Annotated in this window: 15 protein-coding genes; 12 read left to right on the top strand and 3 right to left on the bottom strand. The window is 37.9% G+C overall.

Annotation, left to right across the window (positions count from 1 at the left end; all coding sequences use genetic code 11):
• Positions 1 to 785 precede the first annotated feature (785 nt).
• On the top strand, positions 786 to 1,406 hold the full coding sequence (locus KO495_RS15720) for a hypothetical protein (RefSeq protein WP_215981363.1): 621 nt from the start codon (positions 786 to 788) through the stop codon (positions 1,404 to 1,406).
• A gap of 433 nt (positions 1,407 to 1,839) precedes the next feature.
• On the opposite strand, the gene KO495_RS15715 is transcribed toward KO495_RS15720, so the two are convergent.
• Both KO495_RS15715 and ccsA read right to left on the bottom strand, forming a co-directional pair.
• Positions 1,840 to 3,120, bottom strand: coding sequence for an HlyC/CorC family transporter (locus KO495_RS15715; RefSeq protein ID WP_215981362.1), 1,281 nt, complete (start codon positions 3,118 to 3,120; stop codon positions 1,840 to 1,842).
• A gap of 122 nt (positions 3,121 to 3,242) precedes the next feature.
• A complete protein-coding gene (gene ccsA, locus KO495_RS15710) occupies positions 3,243 to 4,043 on the bottom strand; it encodes a cytochrome c biogenesis protein CcsA (RefSeq protein WP_215981361.1) in 801 nt (266 codons plus the stop codon).
• 361 nt (positions 4,044 to 4,404) lie between these two features.
• Here ccsA and ffh point away from each other — a divergent pair, with 361 nt between their 5' ends.
• The 11 genes from ffh to rplS all read left to right on the top strand — a co-directional run bounded on the left by ffh (position 4,405) and on the right by rplS (position 17,683).
• On the top strand, positions 4,405 to 5,790 hold the full coding sequence (ffh, locus tag KO495_RS15705) for a signal recognition particle protein (RefSeq protein WP_215981360.1): 1,386 nt from the start codon (positions 4,405 to 4,407) through the stop codon (positions 5,788 to 5,790).
• Between the two features lie 486 nt (positions 5,791 to 6,276).
• Positions 6,277 to 8,127: a DUF4856 domain-containing protein gene (locus tag KO495_RS15700; RefSeq protein ID WP_215981359.1), complete on the top strand. Its 1,851-nt coding sequence runs from the start codon at positions 6,277 to 6,279 to the stop codon at positions 8,125 to 8,127.
• Between the two features lie 150 nt (positions 8,128 to 8,277).
• On the top strand, positions 8,278 to 9,540 hold the full coding sequence (locus KO495_RS15695; protein WP_215981358.1) for an imelysin family protein: 1,263 nt from the start codon (positions 8,278 to 8,280) through the stop codon (positions 9,538 to 9,540).
• A 2-nt stretch (positions 9,541 to 9,542) separates the two neighbouring features.
• Complete coding sequence (locus KO495_RS15690) at positions 9,543 to 11,831, top strand: TonB-dependent receptor (protein WP_215981357.1); 2,289 nt, start codon at positions 9,543 to 9,545, stop codon at positions 11,829 to 11,831.
• Positions 11,832 to 12,007: 176 nt separating this feature from the next.
• Positions 12,008 to 12,961, top strand: coding sequence for a sterol desaturase family protein (locus KO495_RS15685; protein WP_215981356.1), 954 nt, complete (start codon positions 12,008 to 12,010; stop codon positions 12,959 to 12,961).
• A gap of 115 nt (positions 12,962 to 13,076) precedes the next feature.
• Complete coding sequence (locus tag KO495_RS15680) at positions 13,077 to 13,928, top strand: hypothetical protein (protein WP_215981355.1); 852 nt, start codon at positions 13,077 to 13,079, stop codon at positions 13,926 to 13,928.
• Between the two features lie 8 nt (positions 13,929 to 13,936).
• Positions 13,937 to 15,544, top strand: a complete 1,608-nt coding sequence (locus KO495_RS15675) for an EAL domain-containing protein (protein WP_215981354.1) — start codon at positions 13,937 to 13,939, stop codon at positions 15,542 to 15,544.
• Between the two features lie 146 nt (positions 15,545 to 15,690).
• Complete coding sequence (gene rpsP / locus KO495_RS15670) at positions 15,691 to 15,939, top strand: 30S ribosomal protein S16 (RefSeq protein ID WP_215981353.1); 249 nt, start codon at positions 15,691 to 15,693, stop codon at positions 15,937 to 15,939.
• Positions 15,940 to 15,966: 27 nt separating this feature from the next.
• Positions 15,967 to 16,494 carry a ribosome maturation factor RimM gene (rimM, locus tag KO495_RS15665; protein WP_215981352.1) on the top strand — a complete coding sequence of 176 codons (528 nt, stop codon included), beginning with the start codon at positions 15,967 to 15,969 and terminating at the stop codon, positions 16,492 to 16,494.
• Positions 16,495 to 16,533: 39 nt separating this feature from the next.
• Positions 16,534 to 17,295 (top strand): tRNA (guanosine(37)-N1)-methyltransferase TrmD, encoded by a 762-nt coding sequence (gene trmD, locus KO495_RS15660; protein ID WP_215981366.1) that lies wholly within the window; start codon positions 16,534 to 16,536, stop codon positions 17,293 to 17,295.
• 34 nt (positions 17,296 to 17,329) lie between these two features.
• Positions 17,330 to 17,683, top strand: coding sequence for a 50S ribosomal protein L19 (gene rplS / locus KO495_RS15655; protein WP_215981351.1), 354 nt, complete (start codon positions 17,330 to 17,332; stop codon positions 17,681 to 17,683).
• A gap of 108 nt (positions 17,684 to 17,791) precedes the next feature.
• Here rplS and KO495_RS15650 read toward each other — a convergent pair whose 3' ends face one another.
• Positions 17,792 to 18,529, bottom strand: a complete 738-nt coding sequence (locus KO495_RS15650) for a dienelactone hydrolase family protein (protein WP_215981350.1) — start codon at positions 18,527 to 18,529, stop codon at positions 17,792 to 17,794.
• Positions 18,530 to 18,548 lie beyond the last annotated feature (19 nt).

Below are 18,548 nucleotides of genomic sequence, written 5' to 3'. Positions count from 1 at the left end.
AGAAAAACTATCAAGCTAGAGGTTCATAAAAGTAATTTTTACTGATATTTCAATTTGTTAAATATCTCTTAAGCCGAGTTCAGGTTAACTACTATGGCATGAGATGAGGGCAAAAAAATACGCCCACTAAGGAGCGTATAAAACATGAAACACTAGGGAGTACATTACTCCTAATATAAGAGTGCTTACATTCTAATTAGTTCAAAAAACATTCAATTTTTTTATTTTAAGTGTAAATAGTAGGTTTTGGCCAATTTTAGACAAAAAAATACGCTCACAACGGAGCGTATAAAAACATGATAAGGGAATAACATTACTGTTAAGTAAGAGTGTAGTCTTGCTAGTTAGTTCAATTTAATTTTACTTTTATTGAGTAAGTTAGCTAAATTTTTATTTTTATTCAGTTTAAACACGAGATACTGAATTTTAGGCAAAAAAATACGCTCACAACGGAGCGTATAAAAACATGATAAGGGAATAACATTACTGTTAAGTAGAGTGTAGTCTTGCTAGTTAGTTCAATTTAATTTTACTTTTATTGAGTAAAATAGCTAAATTTTTAATTTTATTCAGTTTAAATACGACATACTGAATTTTAGGCAAAAAAATACGCTCACAATGGAGCGTATAAAACATGAAACATTAAGGGAATAACATTACTGTTAAGTAAGAGTATGGTATTTTCATTTAGTTCCATTTTATTTGTTTTTTCCTTAAATTATTTTTATGCAATGTGTCATGAGTTCTGGCATTATCTTAACTACCTGTAAGTTAGTTGATTTTTTATGTTTAAATTTAAAACCATTACGGCAAGTACGTTAAGCGTAATATTACTCTCAAGTTGCGCAACGCCTCCTCCTAAAAATCCTGAAAATATCTGTGAAATATTTAGAGAGCACAGAGATTGGTATGATGCTGCTAAAGCAACTCAAGAGCGCTGGGGTGTTCCGATTCATGTGCCTATCAGTATGATGTACCAAGAAAGCTCGTTTCGCCATAACGCCTTACCTCCTAGAGATTATCTTTTAGGGTTTATTCCATGGGGAAGAGTGAGTACTGCTTATGGTTACTCTCAAGCGAAAACCATGACCTGGGATGACTATACGCGTGAAACAGGCAATAACTGGGCAAGCAGGGAAGATTTTGATGATGCAATTGATTTTATGGGTTGGTTTATTTATAAAACCCAAAAAGTAAATGGTGTTTCTAAGTGGGATGCTTACAATCAATATTTAAATTACCACGAAGGCTGGGGTGGCTTTAAACGTAAAAGTTACAAAAAGAAGCCTTGGTTGATGAAAGTTTCACGCAAAGTAGATGATCGTGCGCGTCGTTATAGTAGTCAGTTAAAAAGTTGTGAGAAAGAGTTTCAGCATGGCTGGTTATGGCGGTTATTTTTTGGTTAGCTGTAAATATAGCCAAAATGTAAAAATTGCCTGAAAGCCTTATAGATTAGTAACTGTACAACGCATAAACCTTGCCAATTTAGTTTTTTTAGCACGAAAATCCTCTTAAGCGAGCAGGAATAGAGGCTGTAGAAATAGCTACTTATTTAAGAGAAAAATAACAAAATAAAGTTATTATTTTTGTTAAATAAATGTTGAAAATGCTAAAGGCTGTAATTTATAGGGGTAGGATATGTTATCCACAGAAATTGTGGAAAGCTAATAAGTTAAAAATATTAACTAGGCCTGTGGATAACTTTTTGGATAACTTTATGTCGGTATTTATATCTGTTATTTTTTGAGCAGAAAATAATTTTTGCTAATATTTAAATTTGTTAAATATCTTTTAAACCGAGTTCAGGTTAAGTACATTAGTGTTGAGTTAGTAAAGTTATTAATCATTTGTCTGACTAATAAAGTGTTCAGGCATAACTCGCACCGTTTTAATTTTATTGTCGGCAACATCAATTATCTCAACAGGGTAGCCAGCTATACGTAGGCTAATATTACTTTCAGGGATGTCTTCTAAGTACTCAACAATTAAACCATTTAATGTTTTAGGTCCGTCGGTAGGTAACTTCCAAGACATTTCTTTATTAATATCGCGAATACTCGCACCACCATCAACTAAGTAGCTGCTATCTGGCTGTAAGGTAACAGCATCGCTTGGTGTGGGGGTCATTGTTGTTGTAAAATCACCCACTATTTCTTCAAGTATATCTTCAAGCGTTACTAAGCCTTGTATATCGCCATATTCATCTACAACTAAGCCTAAGCGCTCTTTCGCATGTTGAAATTTTAATAGTTGGATGTTGAGCGTTGTTCCTTCAGGAATAAAGTAAAGCTCACGTACCGCTCTAAGTAGTGTAGTTTTGTTAAATTGGTTTTTTGATAAAAGTTTTAAGGCATCGCGAGCATGGATATAACCGACTACGTTATCAATTTTATCTCGATATAATAAAACACGGGTATGGGTTGCTTGCGTTAATTGTTTTTGAATTTTTTTCCAGTTGCCATTAACATCAATACCAACTAATTCACTACGCGGTATCATAATATCTTCAACGGAAACTTTTTCTAAGTCTAAAATACTCACCAACATATCTTGGTCGCGTTTATGTAATAAAGCACCAGACTCATTTACTACCGTCCGTAACTCTTCACTACTTAAACTATGCTGCTCACGTTGCTCTGAGCTAACACCAATAAGCATAAGTAAGCCGTTAGTGATCCAGTTCAACATAATAACAAATGGGAAAAGTACCTTTAATAAAATAGATAAAATAACTGAACTTGGGAAGGCAACTTTTTCTGGGTAAAGGGCTGCGAGTGTTTTAGGAGTCACTTCAGCAAAAATTAAAATGATTAGTGTTAGGGCTATTGTGGCAACCAGTACACCCATATCACCAAATAAACGCAAACCTATAATAGTGGCAATAGCAGAGGCAGCAATATTAACTAAGTTGTTACCAATTAAGATTAAACCTATAAGTCGATCAGGGCGGTTAAGTAGCCTACTAACGCGCTTGGCCCCTTTGTGTTTTTGCTTTTCAAGATGGCGAAGTCGATAGCGGTTGAGCGACATCATACCGGTTTCAGAACTTGAAAAATAAGCTGACATTAATACCAACATGCCTAGAATGATAAATAGTACTTCGGTGGATATACTGTCCAAGAAGGGGAATTCCTCTGTTTATATAAAGTTAAGCTAACGGAATATTCAACGTTAGCCCGCTATTTTAGCTTTTATTTAATGATGTCGCTACTGATGTTATGTAAAGGCGTATCTTAATAGACTTATCTTAAGATGAACTCTTTAACAAATCGGCTACCGAAGTAAGCTAAAGTAAGTAAACTACTTGCTGAAATCATCAATACTAATACGCGATGTCCGCGCCAACCTTTTCTAAAGTGACCCCAAACAATAACGCAGTATAAAGCAAAAGCCATTAACGATAACACGGTTTTATGGGCGTTTTCTTTAGCTAAGAAACCATCTAAAAAGAAAAAGCCAATTAACTCGCTAACAAATAATATGGCAGTACCTAAAGATAAAATATTAAACAGCTGACGTTCTACCTGCATTAAAGGCGGTAAATGAGCAACAGCCGTTAAGTTTTTACTTTTTAATTTTAGGTTAATGTAAGTCACTTGAAAGGTATATAAGGTTGCAATAATTAAAATACAATAGGCAATGAGGGCTAAACCTATGTGGCTTAGCAATACAATTTTACCAACAACTAGCGGTATTGACTCAATCGGGGGAATAAAAATAACCGCTAATTGCCATAAACCAGTAAAGCCATATATAACGGGTAATAATAAGTTCACTTTAAAGCGCAAGGCCACTAAGGTTACCGTAGTGGTTATAACCAAACTCACCAAAGAAATAACATTAGGTAGGCTGAAATTAATTGTGTCTTGAGCAAAAAGCAACTGCATATCATTTATTGCGTGAACAATAATAGCAACGGTTGCTAAGCCTAGCACTAAGGGGATATTTGGTCCTTTAGGGTGAAATAAACGCGATACAATCGCAAGCGTAGCAAGCATATAAGCAATAAAAGCGATGCTAGAGCCAATAACCAAAAAATTCACAAACAGTTCCTACAATATGAAATTTAAGTAAAAATATTCTATCAGATAATGATATTAGCGCCATGCTATTAAGCAATATCATTGACCTAGAATAATAAAGGTACCTTAGAGATTACGTATAAATAATGTGTATTAATAAGCTAAAACAGTATTAATTATCAATATCGTTTGATATTTGATGAGCATGCTGCATTTGCCTCGTAATATCAATAGCGTATTGCGCTAAAATCAAATTAGTGGGTAAGTAAATGTATCGACCCCTATTACTCGTAGTGTAACCATGGCAGATGCTCGCATTTCAAGTTTAGTTGGGTATAATAGCGCTATAAATTTCGTCAATATTTCGTTGTTAGAGTAATTCATGTTTGAGAATCTTTCCGATCGTTTAAGTAAATCGCTTAAAAATATTAGTGGCCGTGGCCGTTTAACCGAAGATAATATTAAAGATACCCTGCGTGAAGTACGTATGGCGTTACTTGAAGCTGACGTTGCTCTGCCGGTTATTCGTGAATTTGTTAAACAAGTTAAAGAAAAAGCTGTTGGTACCGATGTTTCTAAAAGCCTTACTCCAGGTCAAGTGTTTGTCAAAATAGTACAAAAAGAGCTTGAATCTGCAATGGGTGAAGTTAACGAAGCACTTGATTTACGTGCAGCGCCACCAGCCGTTGTATTAATGGCGGGTTTACAAGGTGCTGGTAAAACTACCTCTGTTGCTAAGTTAGCTAAATTTTTAACTGAGCGTGAAAAGAAAAAAGTCTTAGTTGTGAGTGCCGATGTATATCGTCCCGCAGCTATTAAGCAACTAGAAACTCTAGCGAATGAAATTGACGTTGCTTTTTTCCCAAGTGATATTAAACAAAAGCCGATTGATATTGCTAATGCCGCTATAGATCACGCTAAGAAAAACTTCTTTGATGTATTAATTGTTGATACCGCCGGTCGCTTACATATTGACGAAGATATGATGGGGGAAATTCAAGAGCTGCACAGCGCCATTAACCCAATTGAGACTTTGTTTACCGTTGATGCAATGACAGGTCAAGATGCTGCTAATACAGCTAAAGCATTTAATGATGCCTTGCCATTAACTGGGGTTATTTTAACAAAAACTGATGGTGACGCTCGCGGCGGTGCTGCATTGTCAATTCGTCATATTACCGGCAAGCCTATTAAGTTTATGGGTGTTGGTGAAAAAATTGAAGCGTTAGAGCCATTTCACCCTGACCGTATTGCCTCTCGTATTTTAGGTATGGGCGATGTTTTATCGCTAGTTGAAGAAATTGAACAAAAAGTTGATCGCAAGCAAGCTGAAAAGTTAGCGAAAAAAGTTAAAAGTGGTAAAGGCTTTAGCTTAGAGGACTTTCGTGATCAACTCGTGCAAATGAAAAGCATGGGCGGCATGATGGGACTTATGGACAAGTTACCAGGTATGGGGAATATGTCTGCGCAAGTAAAAGATCAAATGGATGATAAAATTACCGTACAAATGGAAGCTATTATTAATTCAATGACACCAGGGGAGCGAGAAAACCCTGATGTTATTAAAGGTTCGCGTAAGCGCCGTATTGCTGCTGGTTCAGGCACACAAATTCAAGATGTGAATAAGTTGCTAAAACAATTTAGTCAAATGCAAAAAATGATGAAGAAAATGTCTGGCAAAGGCGGTATGAAAAAAATGATGCGCTCTATGCAAGGTATGATGCCACCAGGCGGTATGGGCGGTGGTGGTGGCATGTTTGGCCGTTAAGACAATCGATGAAGTAGCTGTTAGTGTTGTCGGTTGTTCATCAATAAATCAGTACTTAGAATTCAGTACTTAGAATTATGATAGAAAGTGGCTTAGGCCACTTTTTTTGTCGGTAAAATATGGGTGACGATGCAATTGAATAAGACTCTATAGTTAGTGCTTTCTAGTTTGTTATGTCAGCATTATAAAGCTGAAGCACTAACAGTATTTACATGTGAACACTAAAAATTAATATAATCAGTGTTTTATGCGGTTTTTTTGGTTGGTGCAACTTTTGTGCTTCGTTCCGTATAACGTATATTATTAAACGTTATCTTTATGAGAACTATTTGCGTTTGTAATTAATTGTTACATCTTTATGATATCTATTCGTATTTGTGTTTAAGTTTGTGTAGTATGTGCATAATTAAAATTAACAAGAAAGGCTAAGCAATAAAGTCTTAATTAAATAACTACTTTATTTGTATAAGCAGAACGGAGTAATACATGGAATTCAAAAGAAAAGCATTAGCTATTGCCGTAATGGTAGCCAGCTCAACATTAACAGCTTGTGGCGGTTCAAGCAGTGGTTCAAAAGACGACACTAGCACAACTCCAACTAATAGCGCGCCTACAGCAGTAACACTGTCAGCAAACACTGTTGATGAAAACGTAACCGGTGTTGAAGTAGGTACTTTAAGCGCGACCGATGCTAACGCAGGCGATACATTTACCTTCACTACAGATAACGAGTTATTCGCTATTGCTGGCGATAAGCTTAGCTTAAAAGATAGCACTAGCTTTGATTTTGAAGCAACTGAAACTGTGGCTTTAAATGTAACAGTTACCGATAACGGTGGTTTAAGTCATACTCAAGCATTAACCATTACTGTAAATGATTTATTAGACTTTTATGAATTTAAAAGCAAAGTTGATGACGCTACTATGTCAAGTGTTGCTTACGGCGGTCAAACTACACGTCATGCACTCATCGCTGAATTGAAACATTACATTGGAGCAAAGAGCTCATCAGGTGCTGGTTTAGCGTTTGACCTTGAACAAGGCATTTCTACTAAAGATGAAGTTATTGCTAAGTTGAACGGTTTTTATCATCGCGATCAAAATGCATGGGATAATTTTCCAATTACCTTTACCGATGCGAAGCAGGAATCATTTGCAGATCTTGGTAGCTACAAATCACTTAAAGATAAAGTTGCAGGTAATGATGTTAAAGGCCAACACAAGTTTTGGAACGGTCAGAAAGATGAAGCGGGCCAGCTTATTGCTGGTTCTATTGAATTCTCAGGTTGGTCTAACTGGAAAAATGTTCCATCGGAAGAGCAAACACCTCATGGCTTAGTTCAATATTATTTTGAACAAATAGCTAACAATGCTATGGAAAACCCAGGGGGGAAACGTTACGTACCAGGTGCAGAGCAAACCACAGAAAATGAAATTCCTGTTTATGTAAACTATGACGGTACTGATTTAAATCAATTAATTCAAAAATTCTTATTAATGTCGATAGCATACTCGCAATCAGCTGATGATTATTTTGGTCATGAGACTGAAGGTAAAGGTTTTCTTACTGATAACGTAGCTCTTGTTAAAAGTGGTTACACAAACTTAGAGCATCAATTTGACGAAGGCTTTGGTTATTTTGGAGCCGCAAGAGACTATTTATCGTATAGCGATGATGAAATTGCTGGCAAAGTTAAGGACGATGAGTCAAATGGTCGCCTAGCTTGGAATGGTCAACACGACACTAATGGTGATGGAGTAATTGACTTACTTAGTGAGAAAAACTTTGGTAACTCAGGTAACGCAGCAAAGCGTGACCGAGGCTCAAAGTTATTGGCGGATGGCTCAGAAAACCCGAACGCAACAGATTACACTAAACAAGCGATGGATGCTTTCTTAGCTGGTCGTAAGTTGATTAATGACAATGCTGGTATAGGCTTTACAGAAGCTCAATTAGTCGAATTAAAAGAGCACCGTGATATCGCGCTTGATGCATGGGAACGTAGTGTAGTCGGCACGGTTATTCATTATATTAACGATTTACGTGCAGACCTTTTACCGTTAGAAGAGGGAGAAGAAGTTGACTTTGTAACGGCAGCTAAACACTTCTCTGAATTAAAAGGTTTTGCTTTAGGTTTACAATTTAATCCTTACTCACCTTTATCTGATGCAGATTTTGTAAGACTTCATGCTTATATTGAAGATGCACCAGCATTAACCAATACACCAGAATTTGGGAATCGCAGTGTTGCAGAATACAGAGTTAGGTTACTCATTGCGCGCGACTTATTGAAAGATGTGTATGATCTTGATGAAAAAACAGTAGCAAACTGGTAACGATAATTGTTAGCCTAAAGGTTAACTTTAGGTCGTAGGACGTTAACAATAATCAATAAAGCTTGAACAGGGAAGTGTTCGAGCTTTATTGCGTTTAAGCCTGTTAAAATTTACGTGAAAGAATAAGGCTCAAAAAAGGTAATATTTTTAATGATTCAAACCAAAAAAATAAACTCAACGAAAACCTTAGTTGCTTTAGCGCTTAGTTCTGTTTTTTACTTAAGTGCTTGTGGTGAAAGCTCAAGTTCAACGAGTGGTGACGGCTTCAATCAAGGTAGCGATACGAATACCGACTTTAATCAAGGCCAGTTAGTTGCAAGTATTGTTGATAAAGTAATTACGCCTACTTTTGAGCAATTTTCAGTGGTCGCTTTAGAGCAGCAGCAAGCGATTAGCGCTTATTGTCAGCAAGAAAAGTCTGGTTCAGCACTTATTGATGAGAGTAAGTTAGCGGCTCAAAATAGCTGGCGCTCAACGATGAATGTCTGGCAGCAAGCTGAAATGATGCAATTACCTCCTTTATTAGAAGATGATGGTGCATTACGTAACAACATTTATTCATGGCCAACTAAAAATAGTTGTGGTGTTGATTTAGATATTAGCTTTTTTAAAGAGGGCGTTGTTAATGGTCAGCCTTATGATATTGCTAAACGTACAGCATCTAGAAAAAGCCTAGTGGCGTTAGAATACTTGCTGTTTAACGATGACTTAGCTCACAGTTGTACTGGCTCAACAGTACCGCAAGGCTGGAATAATCAAACCGAACAATATCGGAAAATTGCTCGTTGTGAATTTGCAGAAGTGGTTGCGGGTGACATTTATAATAGTAGTCAAACGTTACTAACCACTTGGTTAGGAAATAATGGCGAAAGTGGTTACGCCGCTAAGTTAAAAGCAGCAGGTAATAGCGATAGTGAGTTTACAACCGAACATGATGCGGTTAATCGATTAAGTGATGCTATTTTCTATTTCACTAAGTTTACAAAAGATGGCAAGCTGGCAACCCCATTAGGTTTATTCGCCAATGAGTGTGGCGCGCAGGCATGTCCTTCGGCGGTAGAGTCAACATATAGTGAACACTCACTAGAGAATATAATTAATAACTTACAAGCGTTAAAAATGTTTATGCACGGTAGCCAAAACATTGATGAGCTAACCGCTTTAGGTTTTACGGATTATTTAAAAGACGTTGGTGACACCATAACGGCTGATAGCATTAATGAATATATCGACAATGCACTAAGCTCGGCGCAAAACTATCAAGCCTCACTTGCTAAAACGTTAAGTGATGATCCTGATAAGGTCATGGAAACCCATGATGAAGTTAAAAATATCAGCGATAAATTGAAAAGTGACTTTATTCAAAGTCTTGCTTTAGAGCTACCAAAAACTGCTGCAGGAGATAACGATTAATCATGGCTTACATTTCAAAACCTTTTAGCTTATCTCAAGTTACCGTAGCATTAGCTATTGCTTTATCACCCGTGATGGCAAACGCTAACGATGCTCAAAGCAGCAATACTCAAACGAGTACGGTAACTAGCCAAACAGCTAATACCGAAGAAAAAATTGACTTTGTTGAGCGCTTACAAATTATCGGTCACAACGACAAGCTTAGAACCGAGGCTGGCTCAGCTACTTTAATTGGCGAAGTTGAATTAGAAAAATTTAAGTTTGATGATATTAACCGCGTACTTTATAACGTACCGGGTATTAACATTCGTGAAGAAGACGGTTTTGGCTTACGCCCGAACATTGGCTTTCGTGGGGCGACACCGGAACGTAGTAAAAAAATCACAGTAATGGAAGACGGCATTCTCATTGGTCCTGCGCCGTATTCTGCGCCTGCGGCTTATTACTTCCCTATGATGAGCAAAATGACTTCACTAGAAGTATTTAAAGGCCCTGCAGCTATTAAATATGGTCCTAATACTGTTGCTGGTGCATTAAATATGAATACCAGAGCGGTACCTGATGCCCAAGAAGGTATGATTGATGTATCACTTGGCACAGATGCTTATTCGAAAGTTCATGGCTTTTACGGTAATACCTTTGGTAATTTAGGTGTTTTGATTGAAGGTATTAACATGCAGTCAGAGGGTTTTAAAACCCTTGATAGTGTTAACGATAATGGCAATAGCGATACTGGCTTTGATAAAAACGACATCATGGCTAAATTTCGCTATGATTTAACCACAGGTGATATTGAACATACCTTTGGCTTAAAGTTGTCTTATGCTGATGAGTTATCTAATGAGAGCTATTTAGGCTTAACCGATGATGACTTTTATCAATCACCTAATCGCCGTTATAGTGCCAGCCAGTTAGACAAAATGGATTGGCAACACCAGCAAATTCAGTTCACGCATTTCATGCAAACGCAAAACTTTGATGTAACCACTCATGTATATCGTAATGAATTTGAGCGTTCATGGTTTAAAATTAACGGCTTTAAGGGCGGCTTAATTAACAGCGACCTACAGGATATTTTAGCGAACCCTGACAGTGATGTTAATGCACGTTTTTATCAAATATTAACCGGTCAAGCTAATAGCTTAGCTGAGCACGAAAAAATTATTGTAGGTGACAACGCTCGTGAGTATTACTCACAAGGTATTCAAAGTGATCTTTATTTTGACATTAACTTATTGGGTTTAAAGCATAAATTTAATGCGGGTGTACGTTTTCATCAAGATCAAATTGAGCGTAATCATACTACCGATAGCTTTAATATGCGCTCAGCGCAGCTAGTCAGTGACGGAAGTGCGCAAGTAGCAACTACCACTAATCGTGAAAAAACTGATGCTATTTCTGTGTTCTTCAAAGATACTATTAATTATGAAGCACTTGCTGTCACCTTAGGTGTACGTGGTGAGTTTATTGACTCTACTTACCAAAACCGAAAAGTAGGTGAAGAAGATGATTGGCAGAAGAAAAGCTCAAGTATTTGGTTACCTAGCTTAAGTGCTTTTTATACTTTAAGTGATAGTGCTGGTTTACTTTTTGGTGTGCATCAAGGATTTGTGCCAACCAGCCCGAAAGAAGGTCCAGAAGTTGATATTGAAAAAAGTGTCAATTATGAATTTGGCGGTCGCTATAACAATGGTAATGCCAATGTTGAAGCAATATTTTTCTTCAACGATGTGAGTAATCTTAAAGAAAGCTGTTCTTTTTCTGCCGCATCATCTTGTGGTGATAGTTTAGATAAAGAGTTTAATGGTAGTGAAGTTGACGTATACGGCTTAGAGTTTACCGCAGGGTATACTGCTGAGTTAACTAAGCAACTCGACTTACCATTGTCTGTGGTTTATACCTACACCGACTCTGAGTTTAAAAACACCTTTAGCTCAGACTTCCCTATGTGGGGTGATATTGAAGCAGGTGACGCAGTACCTTATTTACCTGAAAATCAATTAACGATAAATATTGGTATTACCGCCGAGCAATGGGACATCAACTTAATAGCTCGATATGTTGATGATATGCTTGAAGCCTCGGGTGATGGCGTCACTTTATCAGGTGTTAGCACAAAAGCTTATTCGGTAGTAGATTTATCAGCCAGTTATTACTTGGGTAATTACGGTAAAATTTATGTAAAAGCTGACAACCTTTTTGAAAGTGAAGAAATTATTAGTCGTCGCCCTTATGGTGCAAGACCTAGTAAACCACAACAGTTTTTTGTAGGTTACCAGTATAATTTTTAAGGGGCATAGCTCCAAATGTTATAGCCTTTAAGCTGCTGACGTTACTATTAACGTCTAATGGTTTAAAATGAAAAATCGTTAATCGATGGTAATTCATTGGTTAACTCGCTAAAGCTAAATCAAACTGTGTTAACAATTTGATTTAGCTTTTTAATTTGAGTCTTTGCGGAGTACTAGTGTTCGATTTTCTTTCAGGGAATATTGTAGAGCTAAGCGACTATTTGTTTGACGCTAATAAACGTATTTACTTTGTTTATTTACTCTCGGCGATACTGCTAGCTGTTCCTGTTTTTATCAAAACATCAAGCCAATTTTCGGTAGTTGATTTTTGGTGCTTCTTGTTTCCTAAGTCGGTTTATACTCATCAGTCGGCTAAGCATGACTACGCGTTATTTTTTATTAATAAACTAATTAAATCAGCATTATTTCCTTTTGTTGTTTTTAGCATGGCGCCTATTGCTATTGCGGTTTCTTCAGGCTTTGAAAGTGTCTTTGGGGTAAACCCGCCAATTGAATGGTCAAGTGCCAGCATCATTACCATATTTACTTTGTTGCTATTTGTTATTGATGATTTTACCCGATTTTTACTTCACTACCTTTTACATAAAGTACCTATGTTATGGGAGTTTCATAAAGTACATCACTCGGCTTTAGTGTTAACGCCTTTTACTATTTACAGAAGTCACCCAATAGAAAGCCTACTGTATGCTTTTAGAATGGCAGTCACTCAAGGCTTTGTTGTTGGGCTTTGTTATTATCTCTTTGGGCCAACCTTAAAAATGTATGATATTTTAGGGGCGAATGCTTTTGTTTTTCTTTTTAATATTTTTGGCTCTAATTTACGTCATAGCCATATTTGGTTGAGCTGGGGAGATAAAATAGAAGGGTGGTTAATTAGCCCTGCGCAGCATCAAATACACCATAGTGATAACCCAAAACATTTTGATCGTAATTTCGGCTCAGCGCTTGCTGTTTGGGATCGTCTTTTTTCTTGCCTTATTAAAGCGTCAGCCGTTGGTAAAATAACTTACGGCATTAGTGTGCACCATAAAGGGCATCATAGCTTAGTTCAAATTTACCTTGAACCTTTTAAGAAGTCTATTCAGGCTTTATTTTCTCGTCGACTATAATACAGGCTCTATGCTTTTGGTTAAATTCTCCATTTAACCTTTCAATATTTTCAGCTCGGCTATAATAAAACTAATCTGCTTAACTCAATGCACTTATTCGGTAAGGGTTTAGGTTATGACGCTTTATTGCTGTGCTATTAAAAGAATATGTAACTTTTATGCGCTCCTTTTCTTATTCCCTTTATCTTCATACGCATTAGCTATTGATTTTGATGGTCATGAGAGTGAGCATCAACAAGACTTTTTATTTTTACTTGAAGAAGGTTATACCCAAGAAAAAGGGGAGTGGCAATTTGGACTTAGCTATCAAGACGTAAGCTATCAAGACGTGAGTTATAGCGGTGAGCAAAACCAAAAAAAGGGGACTGATAATGTTTGGAAGTTTGGTGTTGAATATGGTTTTACCGACCGATTCCAGGTTGAGTTTTTTTTACCTTATCAAAAAAGTAGTTGGTACCAAGGCAATGCTAAAATAAATGCCTCAACTGCTGGTAACCCTGAAATTGAACTTATTTACCAAGTTATTCAAGAAACCAGCGTTGTACCTGTTGTTAGTATCGGGGTCGGTGTTGAAATAGCAGCAAGTAGCGATAAAGCGCCAATTCGCTCAGAAGAGTGGGGTTATGAAGGTTTTGTGAATGCTAGTAAGTACCTTGAGGCTTGGGGCTTTTTACATGCAAACCTTGCTTATGGGGTTGCCGATAAAGGTGATGAAACAGAATTAAGCTATGGCTTGGGGTTTGTTAGGCCGATTAACGACAGCTTTTCAGCAATGATTGAGTATTTAGTTGAGCGCGAGCAGGAAGATGTACTACAAGGGAGTAACTCCAAAGTATTAGCGCAGTTCACTGTGGGCTTTAGTTATCAAAGTAATCATGGTTTTATCGCGGGTTTAGCTTACGGGCAAAGTGATAATGATGAACGTTTAGAACGCGCATTTACGGTTAAGTTTCAATATGAGTTTTAAGGCTAATTTTGTTGATTAAGACTATAAAGCACCTAACGAAAAAGTGTACCACGGTAATCGAGAAGCATCGCTTTATCATTGAAGTTGTCTCTATTGTCTTTATTGCTGGTATTCTTTTTTGGTTTGCTCAAGCTTACGATGCTTTTGAGCAGTTAGTTGAATTGTCACGAAAATATGAAGAATGGGAGCTAGACGAGTTCTTTACATTGCTAATGATATCGGCAGTTGCACTCATTGCTATTATCACTCGAAACGCTAGTTATTTACGTGCTGAGATGCAACGAAGAATGCTAGTAGAAGAAGAAATCAAGCGATTGGCTTTTTATGATGGCTTAACAGGCTTGCCTAATCGAGGTTTATGCTTAAATCGTTTAGAACATACGTTAGCCCATGCTACGCGTGGTAATACTATGGCCGTAGTGATGTTTATTGATCTTGATGACTTTAAAAAGGTCAATGATAGTTTAGGGCATGATGGTGGCGATGAGTTATTAAAGCAGGCCTCAGAGCGCTTATCTAATGAGTTGAGAACAGGTGATACTTTAGCGCGTATCGCCGGGGATGAGTTTGTTATTATTCTTGAGTCAGTCTTTTCTATTAGCGATATAAGTGCTCTTGCAGAGCGGCTTATTGATAAAATATCGCAACCTTTTATTATTCAAAAACAAGAAGCTTATGTCGGTATTAGTGTTGGTATTGCTATTTTCCCTAATGATGGCGAAAGCTCCCAGCAGTTAATGAAAAATGCTGATACGGCGATGTACTATGCAAAGCACTCGGGTAAAAATACCTTTAAGTTTTTTTCTGTTGCCTTAAATAAAGAATCTGAGCAAAAGCAAAAAATAGCGAGGCAGTTGCGTAAAGCAATAGCGCGTAATGAATTTACTTTATATTTTCAACCTGTGGTTAATGTGACAACAGGAGCTATTAAAGGGGCAGAAGCCTTGTTACGTTGGAATAGCTTTAAGTTAGGTAATATTGAGCCCAGTGTTTTTATCCCTATTGCGGAAGAAATAGGCATTATTACCAGCATTGGTGAATGGGTATTATTTGAAGTATGTAAACAAAATAAGCGCTGGCAAGACTTGGGGTATACCACTATTACAGTTTCGGTGAATATTTCCGCTAAGGAGTTAAGTTTACGCGGCTTTGCTAAGTTAGTTGAACGTACGTTAGCCGTAACTAACTTAGAGGCCAAGTATTTAGGGTTAGAGTTAACAGAGACTGCTATTAAGAAAGACCCAGAATTATCTATTCAGCAGCTTGAGTACTTGTCGGGATTAGGTGTTGTAATTGCGTTGGATGACTTTGGTAAAGGTTACTCTTCAATGAGTTATTTACGTAAATTACAATTAAGCCGTATTAAAATTGATAGAAGCTTTATTCAACGTATTCCACATAACCGTGAAGATACTATCGTTACTAACGCTATTGTTACGTTAGCGAATAATTTAGGACTAAAAATTACCGCAGAAGGAATTGAAACTAAAGAGCAGTATGAATTTATTCGCACAACACTAACGGACTCGGCTCAAGGGTTTTACTTTAGTCGTGCAGTGAGTGCAGAAGAGTTTGCATTACTACTTCAAAAAGGTGTTTTACCGCCTAGTCACTAATACTTTTTAAGCAGATACTTTACCAATAAAGCAAATACCCCTTGTAAAAACATTCTAAAAGCGTAAAATACGCGAGCTTTTCTGTCGCTTGTTGGCAGGAAGTGTCTGGAAAATCCGTTTTAACACTTAACATAATAGAGGACGATATGGTTACCATTCGTTTAGCTCGTGGTGGCGCTAAAAAGCGTCCATTCTATCAGGTTGTTGTTGCAGATAGCCGTAACTCTCGCGATGGTCGTTTCATCGAGAAAGTTGGTTTCTTCAACCCTACAGCACAAGGTCAAGCTGAAAAATTACGCTTAGACTTAGACCGTGTCAACCATTGGGTTGGTCAAGGTGCTGCTGTATCTGATCGTGTGGCTAAGTTAATCAAAGACGCAAACGCTGCGGCTTAATTGCTTAGTAGGTAGTAGGAGTTAGTAGTGAGTAAAGAAAAAGAAATAACCTTAGGTAAAGTAGGCGCTGTTTATGGCATCAAAGGTTGGTTGAAAATTCATTCGTTCACTGATGATCCCGATGCCATACTTGACTATTTCCCTTGGTCATTAAAATTAGGGAATAACATACAAACAGTAAAAATTACTGATTGGCGCAAGCATAACAAAGGCCTAATAGTTAAAGTTCAGGGCATCGATGATCGCGACATAGCGCAAGCTTTAGTCGGTTCAGAGATCTTCATTAATGAACTCGCGTTACCTGAATTACCTGAGGGTGATTTTTATTGGCGTGATCTAATAGGTATGTCTGTGGTGACGAGTCAAGGTTACGACCTTGGTGTAGTAACCGAGATGATGGAAACTGGCGCTAACGATGTACTGGTTGTAAAAGCTAACTTAAATGACGGCTTTGGTCAAAAAGAGCGATTAATCCCGTATCTTTTAGAACAAGTTGTTCAGTCGGTTAGCGCTGAAAATAAACAAATTTGTGTTGACTGGGACCCAGGTTTCTAACTTGTGACTAGCACTAAACCTTGCACCACAGAGTGCAAAATACGGATTGGGGTGATAAGCCTTTTTCCTGAAATGTTTGATGCTATTACCGAGTATGGGGTGACAGGCCGAGCAATTCGTCGTGGTCTTATTGAGTTTCAGAAATGGAACCCACGAGATTTTACCCATGATCGACATCGCACTGTTGATGATCGCCCTTACGGCGGTGGTCCAGGTATGTTGATGATGGTACAGCCACTTCGAGACGCTATTACTGCTGCGCGAACCGCGTTAGAGAGTGATGGTGGCAAGGCTAAAGTAATTTATTTGTCGCCGCAGGGACGAAAGTTGGACCAAGCGGGTGTGAGTGAATTAGCGCAACATGATCGACTGGTATTTATTGCTGGACGATATGAAGGCATAGACGAGCGACTTATCGCATCAGATATTGATGAAGAATGGTCGGTTGGCGATTACATTTTAAGTGGTGGTGAACTCCCTGCGATGAATGTAATAGATGCCGTAGCACGATTAGTGCCGGGCGTATTGGGGCATAGCGAATCAGCAGAGCAAGACTCTTTCTCTAATGGTTTACTTGATTGTCCTCATTACACTAGGCCAGAAGTACTAACAGCCTCTAACGGGGAAGAAATGTCAGTACCGAGTGTGCTATTAAGCGGAAATCACGAACATATACGCCTATGGCGCCAAGAGCAATCTTTGCGTAGAACATGGACCAGAAGACCAGAATTATTAACTAACCTAGCTCTGACAGCTGAGCAGGAAAAAACGCTCGCTTTAATTAAAAAGCAAGCCAAGTAACCACTTTGACTGTGCACACTAGGAAGAAGGTATTATGAGTAAAATTATTGAAATGCTCGAGCAAGAGCAAATGAAAAAAGACCTACCAGCATACGCTCCGGGCGACACTGTTGTAGTTCAAGTAAAAGTTACTGAAGGTGATAAATCACGTCTTCAAGCGTTTGAAGGTGTTGTTATTGCTGTTAAAAACCGCGGCTTACATTCTGCTTTCACTGTTCGTAAAATCTCGAACGGCGTTGGTGTAGAACGTGTATTCCAGACACATAGCCCAATTGTTGACTCAATTGAAGTTAAACGTCGTGGTGATGTTCGTCAAGCTAAACTTTACTACCTTCGTGAGCGTTCAGGTAAATCTGCACGTATCAAAGAGAAATTGGCTAAAAGATAGTAATATCTTTAAGGCGATTTTCTGTAAAGAAAGTTTGAAAAAAGGCTTGAGCAATTTATTGCTCAAGCCTTTTTGTTTTAAAGTACTTGATAATATGTATGTGCTTAACTATTTTAATGTGCGAGTAAATAGTTCAACGGCCATGCCATACACTCTTAAAGCTAATTGAGGATCGTAACGCTCACCTTCATCGCGCATAAAAGCATGTGAGGCATTAAATTCATGCCAAGAAAATACATTACCTGAGGCGAGTAAATTTTGATGAATAGCCATACGCCCCTCATCAGGAATATGTGGGTCTTGCTTACCCCAAATCATCTGTAGCTCAGCTTTAATATCTTGAGTACGCGTGAATGAATCATTACCTTGTGCGCATGGTAGCGTATTAGAATGAATATCGGTGGCGTATAAACAAGAAGCTGCAATAATGCCACTATTAAGTGCTGCGCGATAAGCTAAGTGACCGCCAATACACACTCCCATAGCGCCAACTTTATCACTGCAATAGTCTTGTGAGGCAGTAAAGTTAATCAGAGCTTGCGTATCGCTGTCGTGATCTTCTAAAGGTTTAGTCCACTTATCTTGGTTGCCTTTGTCTTTACCTTCATCATCATAACCCAATACAGTGCCAATAGGGTTAAGCTCATGAAAAACCTCAGGTACAAGTACGACAAAACCATGACCAGCCATTGTTGCTGCGGTTCTGGCTATTGGGGCTGTTTGTTGAAATATTTCTGAATAAAAAATAATGCTAGGATAAACACCACTGGCTTGTGGACGATATACATAAGTACGCATAGTGCCTGTGGGTGTTTCAATATCTACACTTTCTTGTTGGATAATCATTGTGTAATGCTCTTCCTTC

Origin of the sequence: Colwellia sp. D2M02, from assembly GCF_018860755.1 — a bacterium.
Lineage (GTDB): Bacteria > Pseudomonadota > Gammaproteobacteria > Enterobacterales > Alteromonadaceae > Colwellia > Colwellia asteriadis.
The sequence above is the reverse complement of the archived record's forward strand: the minus strand, read 5'-3'. Positions and strand labels throughout refer to the sequence as shown.